General features: G+C 35.6%; 11 protein-coding genes and 1 pseudogene. 4 read left to right on the plus strand and 8 right to left on the minus strand.

All coding sequences use genetic code 11. From position 1 onward, the window contains the following. Positions 1–174: 174 nt before the first annotated feature. The 5 genes from EXE10_RS14540 to hemE all read right to left on the minus strand — a co-directional run bounded on the left by EXE10_RS14540 (position 175) and on the right by hemE (position 5,614). Positions 175–999 carry a PoNe immunity protein domain-containing protein gene (locus tag EXE10_RS14540; protein WP_130113845.1) on the minus strand — a complete coding sequence of 275 codons (825 nt, stop codon included), beginning with the start codon at positions 997–999 and terminating at the stop codon, positions 175–177. 18 nt (positions 1,000–1,017) lie between these two features. Beyond that, positions 1,018–2,919: a DUF4105 domain-containing protein gene (locus tag EXE10_RS14545; protein WP_130113846.1), complete on the minus strand. Its 1,902-nt coding sequence runs from the start codon at positions 2,917–2,919 to the stop codon at positions 1,018–1,020. A 165-nt stretch (positions 2,920–3,084) separates the two neighbouring features. Continuing rightward, complete coding sequence (locus EXE10_RS14550) at positions 3,085–3,555, minus strand: DUF3015 family protein (protein WP_068976114.1); 471 nt, start codon at positions 3,553–3,555, stop codon at positions 3,085–3,087. A gap of 145 nt (positions 3,556–3,700) precedes the next feature. Further along, a complete protein-coding gene (locus tag EXE10_RS14555) occupies positions 3,701–4,507 on the minus strand; it encodes a DUF817 family protein (protein WP_130113847.1) in 807 nt (268 codons plus the stop codon). Between the two features lie 33 nt (positions 4,508–4,540). Then, the gene (gene hemE, locus EXE10_RS14560) at positions 4,541–5,614 is read right to left on the minus strand and encodes a uroporphyrinogen decarboxylase (RefSeq protein ID WP_130113848.1); all 1,074 of its coding nucleotides are present in this window, start codon (positions 5,612–5,614) and stop codon (positions 4,541–4,543) included. A 276-nt stretch (positions 5,615–5,890) separates the two neighbouring features. Between hemE and EXE10_RS14565 the strand changes: the two genes are divergently transcribed. Both EXE10_RS14565 and EXE10_RS14570 read left to right on the plus strand, forming a co-directional pair. Continuing rightward, the gene (locus tag EXE10_RS14565) at positions 5,891–7,129 is read left to right on the plus strand and encodes a L,D-transpeptidase family protein (protein ID WP_130113849.1); all 1,239 of its coding nucleotides are present in this window, start codon (positions 5,891–5,893) and stop codon (positions 7,127–7,129) included. 264 nt (positions 7,130–7,393) lie between these two features. Continuing rightward, the gene (locus EXE10_RS14570; protein WP_068976118.1) at positions 7,394–8,083 is read left to right on the plus strand and encodes a pirin family protein; all 690 of its coding nucleotides are present in this window, start codon (positions 7,394–7,396) and stop codon (positions 8,081–8,083) included. A 351-nt stretch (positions 8,084–8,434) separates the two neighbouring features. Here the strand turns inward: EXE10_RS14570 and EXE10_RS14575 are convergent, their stop codons facing one another. From EXE10_RS14575 to EXE10_RS14585, 3 genes are all read right to left on the minus strand, one after another. Further along, entirely contained in the window at positions 8,435–9,187 is a 753-nt protein-coding gene (locus tag EXE10_RS14575; protein WP_130113850.1) for a class II aldolase/adducin family protein, read from the minus strand. A 267-nt stretch (positions 9,188–9,454) separates the two neighbouring features. Further along, positions 9,455–9,694, minus strand: a complete 240-nt coding sequence (locus tag EXE10_RS14580; RefSeq protein ID WP_130113851.1) for a hypothetical protein — start codon at positions 9,692–9,694, stop codon at positions 9,455–9,457. 201 nt (positions 9,695–9,895) lie between these two features. Beyond that, on the minus strand, positions 9,896–10,507 hold the full coding sequence (locus EXE10_RS14585; RefSeq protein ID WP_068972835.1) for a LexA family protein: 612 nt from the start codon (positions 10,505–10,507) through the stop codon (positions 9,896–9,898). Between the two features lie 288 nt (positions 10,508–10,795). Here EXE10_RS14585 and EXE10_RS14590 point away from each other — a divergent pair, with 288 nt between their 5' ends. Together EXE10_RS14590 and EXE10_RS14595 are read left to right on the plus strand one after the other, a co-directional pair. Continuing rightward, complete coding sequence (locus EXE10_RS14590) at positions 10,796–11,029, plus strand: hypothetical protein (protein ID WP_068972834.1); 234 nt, start codon at positions 10,796–10,798, stop codon at positions 11,027–11,029. A 263-nt stretch (positions 11,030–11,292) separates the two neighbouring features. Further along, a pseudogene (locus tag EXE10_RS14595) lies at positions 11,293–11,613 on the plus strand (hypothetical protein); the annotation flags it as partial.

Raw genomic sequence — 11,613 nt, forward strand, 5'->3', positions numbered from 1 at the left:
TTATGTTTTAAATTTTGTAAGCTTTTTGGTCAATTGTCAGAAGCATTGATCTTATTTTTATAGATGGTGCATTTTGCCAATCATTGACTAAACCTGATCAACAATAGGCAAAACATCATCAATTATTTCAATATGTAAAAATCATGCAGACTCAATAGACATGATTGCAAATTTTCAAAATGTATAAGGCATCGACTTAAAGTCTTTAAATAAAGTAGGGGCAATTTGGTAGACAGCACATAAGCCAAGCACTTCAAAACTCCATTGACCCAGTACGCTTAATTTATGAAATCGTTTCTTTTCAAAATATCGACCACTTTCTTGATCTTGAGCAATTTTGGTTAAATAGGTCGAAATTGTCTTTTCATCAACAGTGGTATTTAAAATTGAATCTAACTGTTGGTAAGGATAAGTGATCTGATAATCCTCACTGATTGAAGGATTTTCAAAATATGGATAACTCAGAATATCCAATAAACGATCATTTTGATAATGCAATAAACCATCGACTATTTTAACAACACTCTCGCCTTGATCTAACACAATAGCGCAATTGAGCAGTAATAGTGCAAAGCTATAATCAACATCTAAATTTAATGCTATCGTGCTATAGGTTTCATCTTCAGACTGGATAAATAGCAATAGATCTGCATAGGCAAACCAAAGATCTAAAATCGTATGGTAGAGTTCAGCTCTAAGCTCACGATCTACACCTAAATCATAACTCAGACGTAATAGATAAGTCATTTCAAGGCAAAAGTCTTTGAGTAGCATTGCCTGCTCAATGAAACTATAAATATCATATTCACCAAAATCACGTTCTGTATCGAACCAAAATAGTTCTGATTCTAATGTATCTTCAATCTGGCTAATAATATCCTGCCAATGTTGCATAGAACCATTTGTGGAAATATTCCACGTGCTAGGGTCTGCAATTTCGATTTGTTTAAGCTGTTGATATAATTGTTCTATAGTCTGCTGAAAATCGATGTGATACATATTTAACTCTTAGATTCTTTAAAAATAATGCACAAAACCTAAACCAATTTTTTGCCAATCCAAATGGTTTTGTTGCTGATATTCCCAATTGATATTTAAAGAATTTTGTTTATTTAATGAATATTGCAAAGTGCTATTGAGTCTTAAATTCCACTGACTTGAATCCTGCCAATAGGGCAATTCAACTTGCACAATACTATTCAAACGATCTGTCCAAAGATTTTGACAACCCACGGTCGGACCCACGCCTACTCTCCATCCTTTATCTAGAGAGCTTCCTGCTTGCAACTGTGTCTGCAATTCTGCATAACACAAGTGTTTTCGATCATCATCCGCAATGGTATAACCTGATTGCACTTTACTGCTCACAACACCATGTTGCTGATGTTCACTAAATTGACCATTTTGAAGCGCTTCTTGTTGCCAACCTAATGTAAAACCCCACGTAATCGGTGTTTTAAACGGTGTAATAGGATTGTATGAATTAACCGTAAGTAAATTCAATTCTTCAAGTTTGAGTTGATCATCACGCCACTGTGCAGTGCCATCTAAAAATAACAACTGCGTCCCAGTACGTAAACCACCTTGAGGGTCTTTGAGTTCGTGATAAGCTTGGCGATGACCAATCTCGATATACTTTTCACCCTGCACCTCCCCCACTTCAACTGACCACTTACGTGAATCATGACTATCCACTGGATCAACTTGAGGACGTTGAGGTTCTTGGCGTTGTTTTTCAATTTGAATTTGGCTACGTAAACCCAATAACTGCCTAAAACGTGGCTGCGTAAATGTGCTATCCACTTGACGTGCAACAAATTGTAAGTACAAGTCGTCATACGCCATTTCTAAAATTTTGGCACGATCTGCTTCCGTATAACTGGCTATCGCCGATTGCATTGCACTGGGTTCTAACATCGCAACTTGATGGGCTTTTTTTGCTAAGGCATGACCATGTTGCTTTGCTTGAGAATTGAGTTGCGTTTCTAAAGCAGGACGATATACCGTTTCTTTAATCAGACCCTCTTGATCAATGGCTTTAATGGTTTGAATTGGGATTGAGGCATAAGTAAATTGTTTACGTAAATTTGAACTTGGACGAACCAAATCAATTAAACCCAATAAACGATAGGCACAATTATCACTGACAAAATAGTATGGAAAACTGACCTTTTGCATTTCCCACATATGTTTAACCAAAAATGCTGTTTCTTCAGGGTTTAAATTGAGTTCATATTCCCAGAGATCACGACTTTCAAAATCACCATATTCTTTGACTTTACGATAATATGGCATCAACGAATATTCGCCTGGATATTTACCAATCAGCCCTTTCCATGCATAAGACCAATTATCTTCGCTATTCACAGTAGCCGCATAATTGACTGCATAAGAAACCAAATTCAGTTCTTTTTGGTCTTTGGGATCTATACGTAATAATGTATGACCGAACATAGAGCTTGGATTACCCATAAAATCCGTGGCATAAATCAATGTGGCTTTATGAGGTTTGATTTGACCATACCATTGATCAAATTCAGGGCATTCAACTTTAGGTAATTGCGACTCGGAAATATTGAGTTGTTGCATCAGCCACTGGCTACGTGCGGGTAATCGACAACGAATCGATTGGTTCGGTTCTGCATTTTGAAATAAAGCCGCGATGTCAGCATTCAGCTCATGTTGAATATTTTGTCGCCCATCTTGTGCGAAAAAATAGCCTGAATAACTCACTTCACTCTGTGATGAATCTTCTGCATAAAGTAAACGCTTCCATGTAATTTGCTGATCTAATTTTTTTTCTTTAGCAATATTTAAATAATTCTCAATGGTCTGTGGAGCTACAGCCACAGATTCCGCATAAGCATGAATGGTAGAAAACGTACTGATTACAGCTAAACTCAATGCTAAATATTTCATTCAATCGTCAATTTTTCGTTGTTATATCATGTTGATATTGGATGAATATAAATCCATTTTAAATATAATTCTCATGTTTATATTGAAAGATTTAGTATCCAATACCGTTTGTTTCATAAAATTTGGGCAAGAAAAACCCTGCAACAAGGCAGGGTTGATTCTATATTAAACGTAAGCTTTTAATACTTGATCTTGAGCCATTACTTGTTGAAGTGCTGCAAGAACTTGTTGAGAATTTTGATTTTGAGCTGAATAAATACTAGAGAAATTTGATTTAGCGACAGCATTGAAATGCGCTTTATCTGCATCTTTGATGTTTAATAAAGAAGCAAGAACATTCAAGCTTTCACCCTGACCTACAGCCATATCACGAGCAAGTGCTTCAGAGTTTTCATTGGTAAACGTTACAGCTTGTGCAGTCACTTTACCATTGCCATTACAACCCAAAGTACCAAATGTAATACCTAATAATTGGTTAGTAAAAATACCATTGGTCGTCGCAGCTAAAATTTTAGGAATTTTACCAGATTGACCTGCCCACACTTGTGAACCCACACCACAACCCACATCTGGATCAGCCATTGCAACACTAGAACCAGCAGCCAATACAGCAGCTAAAGCGATTTTTTTTAACATATAATTCTCCAGAATTTTCATATGTATTATTTTTAAACTCAACATATGTAAATTGTTATTTTCAATTTTGTGTAAACACTATTACACCTGTTTAGATTTATCACATAAATTTAGATAAGCAAATCAAAATATGACAATTCAAAGACTATTTATTGTACTTATTTAGTGACCAATCACCACCTTTCGTACGTATACCAAGAATCTTGAGCACTAAAACGAGACTTAACAGTAGCAATAAGTACCAAGAACCTAGTTTTCCCCACCCGACCATGTGCCAAGCATCGACTTGACTTGGGTATAACCAAATTTTATAAAAGGTACTAATATTCTCTGCAATCCATATCAAGAATGCTAAAATAAGAAGCACTGGAAGCATCGGTAATTGAAATTGGTGTTGTTGTAATTCAAAGCGAATTTTGGTTTTCCAAAAAATCACAACGCTCCATAAAAAAAGTAAATTTCGAAAATCTGGAATAAAAAACTTGCTCATAAAATTGATATAGGACAACACTGCCAAACTGAGCATATTGGCAAAACTAGGTAGTTTTGAAAATGAAACTTGATAGAGTCGTAAGGATCGTGCAAAAAAACTACCCACTGCTGAATACATAAACCCAGCAAATAGAGGGACTGTTAATAATTTGAAAACCGCAGGTTGAGGATATTGCCAAGATGCAATTTGTGGGTGCGTAAGAAAGATCTCCATCCCCATTGCCATGATATGAAATAAAGCAATGACTTTGGCTTCTGACCATGATTCAAGTTTTAAATAGAGCAAACACACTTGAATGATCAGGGCATAAAATAGTAAATAGTCATAGCGAAAGAAACCATAAAACTCATGGCTTCCCATATGCGCTGTCAACACAAAAGCTATGAGCAATAAAATACCAAATAAGGCAGCCGATGCTGCCTTATAAAGGAATTCAAATAATGATTTGAAATAGATCATGAAAATATCAACATAGGTCTTTTAGATATTCCATTAACCTAAATATTTCGCGCTATATTCATGTACAGTATCGATAAACGCTTTCGGACGTTCAGGATCAACCCATTGCGTAATCCCATGACCTAAGTTCGCTACATAACCTGTTTTTTCACCATTGGCATAAGCATCATCTAACATTGCTTTGGTGGCTTTTTCAATTGTTGCAGCCGATCCATATAATGTTGCTGGGTCTAAGTTCCCTTGGAGCGCCGCACGACCATTGACTGTTTGACGTGCAACATTCAATGGTGTCGTCCAATCCAGACCAAAAGCATCTGCACCTGTTGCAACCATTGGTTCTAACCATTGACCACCGCCTTTGGTGAATAAAATCACAGGCACTTTACGTCCTTCATTTTCACGTTTTAAACCTGCAACAATTTTCTGCATGTATTTCAATGAAAATTCTAAATATTCACGATGTGCTAATGCACCACCCCAACTATCAAAAATTTGTACTGCTTGTGCACCTGCATCAATTTGAGCATTTAAATAGTCAATGACAGCGTCTGCTAAACGATCTAACAAGGCATGGAGAACTTCTGGCTGGGCATACATCATTTGTTTGGTAAAGCGGAAATCTTTACTTGAACCGCCCTCAATCATATATGTCGCCAATGTCCAAGGGCTGCCTGAGAAACCAATCAAAGGAACTTGACCACCCAGCGCTGAACGAATCGTCGTTACCGCATTCATCACATAATCAAGATCAGACTTGGCATTTAATTTCGGTAAATTCGCCACATCTTGTTCGGTACGTACTGTTTTGTGAAATTTAGGACCTTCACCTGTTTCAAAATAAAGCCCTAAACCCAATGCATCTGGAACTGTTAAAATGTCAGAAAATAGAATTGCAGCATCAAGATCGTAGCGGCGCAAAGGTTGCAAAGTCACTTCACAGGCAAAATCATTATTTTTACAAAGGGAAAGAAAGTCACCTGCTGTCGCACGTGTTGCACGATATTCTGGTAAATAACGTCCCGCTTGTCGCATCATCCATACTGGTGTTGTATCTACGGGCTCACGCAATAAGGCACGTAGAAAGCGATCATTTTTTAAGGTCGTCATTTACTTTCCCAATCTAAAAATTAAATTCTCCCCATCATAGCAAAAAGGCTTGTGATTTAATCATTTCTCTCACTTTTTTATTCATTCAATTTCAGCGTTTTTTATTGATTTAAATTGTGGATTCATATTCAAATTAAAACAAAATCACTTTTCTCAAAAATTTTCTATCGAAAAATATAATCAACACAAAACAAATACTGCAACACCTTATATTTTCTGTAATACTTGCTTGGATTTTTTGTTATACATTATGAATAATTCTTAAGGTTGATTTACATGTTCGTTCGCTCAATTCTTGCTTTGAGTTTAAGCTGTTTATTAACAGGTACAGCTCTTGCTGCATCTACAGCAGAGCAACCTCTCACACCTAAAAAAGTTGCTGCTCCTGTAGAAGACCCTATTGACCCACTGGCTGTTGAAAGCTCTGCATCAAATGTTGAAACCGAGATTAGCCCGCAAGAGCAACAAGATTTAAATAAAGCAGCAGATACACTGCAAAATTTAGAACAAACAGAGTCTAAGAACTCAGAAACAGCTCAAGCACCAACGGCTACCACTACGACAGCTCCTGCTACAGCAAAAACAGCCAGCAATACAAATGCACCTAAAGCCTCTTGGACTTTAGATGGTATGAACAACGCGTCATGGTATGAAAATATCGGTAAAGGACAGTTCCCTGTCTATGCGCGCGCGCATGTAATGTTAAATAACTCACATGCTTCGCCTGGTGCAATTGATGGCTCTAGCGGTATGAATACTTTAAAAGCAATTGCTTCATTCCAACAAATGAACGGAATTAAACCGACTGGTGAACTCACCAAAGAAACATGGGATGCTTTAATCGCTAAACAAGGTAATAAACCTGCTTTTGTTGAATACACATTGACAGATGCTGACCTAAAAGGTCCATATGCAGCTTCAATCCCACGTGATTACGCATTACAAGCCAAAATGAAAGGGTTGTATTACACTCGTGTCACAGAAATGTTGGGTGAAAAGTTCCATATGGATGAGGATTTCTTAAAGAAATTAAATCCTAAAGCAACTTTCAAAAAAGCGGGTGAAAAAATCATTGTCACCAATATCCGTAATGACTTACCTGAAAATATTCATTTAATTGTTGCCCATAAAGGTGCTAAACAACTTTATTTGTTTAATGCACAAAATCAGATGGTTGGATCATTCCCAGCAACAATTGGTAGCTCAGACACACCTTCTCCGACAGGTACATATAAAGTTACAGGTGTAGCTCCAAATCCATGGTATGGATATTCACCAAGTAACTTCTTACAAGGCAATAACCGTAAACCATTGTCATTACCACCTGGTCCAAATGGTCCTGTCGGTAATATCTGGATTGGTTTAAGCAAAAAATCATTTGGTATTCACGGTACACCGAACCCTTCAGCAATTTCAAAAACTGCTTCTCATGGTTGTATTCGTTTAACCAACTGGGACGCCAATGATTTAGGTCGAAAAGTTAAGTCTGGTGTTACTGTTAAATTCTTAGAATAATTTTTGATTTACAGTACATATCAAAAAAACCAGTGTTAAGACACTGGTTTTTTATTGGGACACCCGGATTGCTCGCAAGTTCATAATTTTTATTAAAATAAGCGAGAATAAAATCTATCAAAAGCCTTAACTAAAAAGACTGATTCAACTTAATCTTTGATCATTTCAGAATCAGAACGATACGTTGTATTTTTAAAGTTTTATCCCAATTATATAAAGCATAAACTGAGCTCAAGTTAAAAAATAAAGAATTGGAGATTTGAAATGAATACATTCTTACATCACAGTGAAAATCGTGGTCATGCCCAAATTGGTTGGTTAGACAGCAAACATAGTTTTTCATTTGGGAGTTGGTACGATCCTAAATACATGGGTGTTGGTTCATTGCGCGTGATTAATGATGACACCATCGCTGCACATAATGGCTTTGGTACTCATCCACATGACAATATGGAAATCTTGACCTGTGTACTCAAAGGTACAATTTCTCATAAAGACACCATGGGTAATGAGCGCCATATCAATGCGGGTGAATGGCAGTTGATGAGTGCTGGTACAGGTGTACAACATAGTGAAATGAATCAGGGAGATGAAGCTGTACATATGCTTCAAATCTGGGTGATTCCAAATGTACGTGATGCTGAACCGGATTATCAACAAATTGAACGTGATCCTAAAAAGTCACCGAATGAATGGCAATTGATTGCAGGACCGAATGATAATGCACCTATGCATATACGCCAAAATGCTGAAATCAAAGCAGCGTATTTGGAAAATGGTCATTCACTTGAAGTCAAAGCAACTCAAAAGTTCAACTATGTACATGTGATTGAAGGTGAAATTGATATCGCAGGTCAAATCGTAAAACCAGGTGATGCTTATCTATTTGATGAAGATGCTACCATTGTTGCTAAAGAGAATAGCCAATTCATTTGGTTTGATCTCAACAACTAATCATCGTTGGTAAAGAAAAACCTCCATATGCCAATATGGAGGTTTTTTATGTTCTGGAAATTAGGGTCTGTTGACAATTCGTCTATGTTTGCGACTTTGTGTATTTTTTAGCTGATACTAGGCGTGAAATACGAAACTTAGTTATTCTAAGTGAGTAGTTCACAACGAAGTAGCAGCAAAAAATACACTAGTCCCGAAGGGTTGTGGCTAAAATTATCGCAAACTTCGTTATGAAGTTTAAGAATGGAACCACCATTCTTTGCACTTCATGCCTCGTCTGCTCAATTTTAGCCGACAACGCAAGCTATTTATGAAATGTCAACAGACCCTAACGAAGTTCTGAAAAATGAATCAAGAACAGTAATCTTTCTTTTGATCTTTAATGAGTGATAAAGCTGCATTCCAAGCAGCATGAATAATAGGTTCCGCAGCATCACTTTCAAATTGCTTCAGTGTATATTCGCACACTTCTTTATTTGGGTAATGCAATTTAGTACTACTCATTGCTTTGATTTGAACCTGACAAGCTCGCTCCAAAAAATAAATCTCATGAAATGCTCGTGCGATTGAGTCCCCTGTCGCCAACAACCCGTGATTACGCAAAATCATACAACGATGTGCGCCTAAATCATTCACCAATCGCTCACGTTCTTCGGTAGAAAATGCAATCCCCTCATACTCATGGTACGCGATATTATTATAAAACTTGAGCGCATGTTGTGATAAAGGGAGTAAACCTTTCTCCTGAGCAGAAACTGCAATACCATCTGCGGTATGAGTATGTATTACACAGTGAATATTTTCATTCGCATGATGCAATGCAGAATGAATCACAAAACCTGCGACATTGACCATTTTCCCTTGATCATAGTCTGCAACGATCTTTCCTTCATGATCAATTTTAACCAAATCTGATGCTGTCATCTGATCAAAAGTTACACCATAACAATTAATCAAAAAATGATTGGGTTCATCCGGAACACGCAGACTAATGTGTGTATCAATTAAATCCGTCATTTTATAATGAGCAATCAAACGATACAGTGCAGCCAACTGACAACGCGCTTTCCATTCCGATTTGTGAATATGCTTTGGTCTTTTCACTCTAAATCCTTTTATTTTCGAATTTTATCAATCTATATTTAACGTGAGATTAGAAAATAAACAAGCAATTGCTACTTAAAGTGCATTTAAAAAACGGTCTATAATGATGTTTGATTAATTTAAATAAAAATCCAAATCAATTAATCAAAATTGATTTGGATCAAATAAAGCATTTTTTTGTTATTTCAAACCGACTTAATTCATTAGTATATTCACTTAACCTTATGATAAAAAATAAATTTTTGTTTTAAAAAAATTTTCAATCAATTAAATACTTAGCTGATATAAAAGTTTCTTACCCTTAAAAGTTATATCTTTAATAAAAACAATATCCTTATTATCTAAATAAGAAATTGCATCATCAATTTCAATATAGTTTTCATCAATTAGCCATGAAATATCTAAATCATTTAAATCTACCATGCCAATTAAAAAAATGGCTTGATTCTTATTTTGTCGATTTTGAATATTTTTTAAAGTTTCGCGTATCTTATTTAAATCTTTCATTCTTAGATCTCATCGTGTTTATAGTATCTATTATATTTAAGATAGAGATGAATACTAGGCTGAAAAACACCCAATACGACAAATAATGACGTACTGGGCACAGTTAATAAGCACATAAAGCTAAAAAAGTGACTACAAAAAATATAATCAACTTGAATCATCAAAGAATAATACTAAGATAAAACCATGAAATAGAAATATTTAGCGCATCGGTTTTAAGTTGTAGGTCACAACGCCCCAAATCTCAAACTCTTGCCCTTCTTCTATATAAATATTTTTAAAATCAGGATTTTCAGCTTTAAGCCAGACTTTTGGTGGATCAAACTGTTTATCGATCATCAAACGTTTCACCGTAAAATCATTGTCTATTCGTGCAATGATAATATCGCCAGATTTTGCAGAAAGACTCCGATCAACAACCAAAGGATCTTCAATATCAATGCCTACATCTAGCATAGACAAAGAATTGGCTTTGACAATGAATGTTGAGTTTTCATTGCGAATTAAATATTCATTCATGTCCAAAGACTGTTCTATCGTATCTTGAACAGCAACTGGCATCCCTGCTGCAACACGCTCTGTTGCTAAGGGAATTTGATAAATTTTATCATTTTTTGCTTGTACAGTTTGAATATTCAATGAGGTAGACAAGTCACTCTGTTGTGCATTTTTGAAATTTTTGAGTAACCAATTTTTGATAAAATCAGCTTGAGATTCAGGTACACGGATAACTTTCGTTGGCTCATTGAACTGCGCCTTTCGCCCTGCATTTGCCCTAGCGCCTCCATGCTCAAACTCCACTTTTTTAGTCATTTTTTATCCTGTATGCTATATAAAACCAGTAAAATCAATATAACTCGAAAAAGTTACAAATTCAAGTTGACGTAAATTTATTTTTGCATAACAATAACGCTATCGATCAGTTTTGAACCATCTTGTTGTACATGGAAGTCAGAAGATATTCAATATACTTATCATAAATCAATAACTTAGAATGAAAAATCCAACTAAAATTTTCTACTAATGTATTGATCTTTATCAATAAGTTCTCTGGTCACAATATGCACTTAATTGAATGATTTTCTATGTGGAGACATAAAAATGGCGACTCAACGTGATGCAATTCTTGGTTATGCAGATGAACAACATGCGTACTATATCCGCCTGATCGAAAACAATAACGTCCTAGGCAGTCAGTATGGTTTGTTCTGTGAAAATACCAACAGCGACGATGCTGAAAGTATTATGACTACCTTGTTTTTAAAGAAATCCTTTTGGCTAAATGGCTCTGAATTTAACGATATTGTAAAAGGCTTAGAACCATTAGCACTTTAATTTAATGAATGAATTTTGTGTCAAAATAGAAGTTAACATGTCTATCTTCAATAGCTAAACTCAAATGAATACCTACAAATGTCGTTGCGTAACTTACAACACAACGACTATTTGAGTATGAAAAAATAAGTTGATATAGCCTTAGAAGTCTTGCCTAGTAGAATCATTCATAGACTATTGTTTAAACAATATTGCAAAAAATAAAAAATACCTATTATTACAAAGTGTTTTTTATATCACTTTATTATAACTTTGGATTACACATGAAAATTAAAGCACTTTCGTTCGCAATTTTATCATCACTATTACTCACGGCATGTGGCGGTGGCGATTCTGATTCTTCAAAAACGAATTCTAATGAAACCGTGAATAATAATAGTGAATGGGCTATGTATTATGTTGGAACATCTACATCAGATCCTTTTCTTTTTACCAAGATAAAATACTCAATTTCAAATAAAGAAGCATACATCAATGTTGAATATACAGCGGATAATAACTTAAGCAACATTGATATTTCTGAATATATGCAATCATATTTAGCCAATGATGGTTTCTATGATCCAGCAAAGACCAAGTCCGAA

The sequence above is a fragment of the Acinetobacter sp. WCHAc060033 genome, from assembly GCF_004209125.1.
In the GTDB taxonomy this organism is placed as follows: Bacteria; Pseudomonadota; Gammaproteobacteria; order Pseudomonadales; family Moraxellaceae; genus Acinetobacter; species Acinetobacter wuhouensis.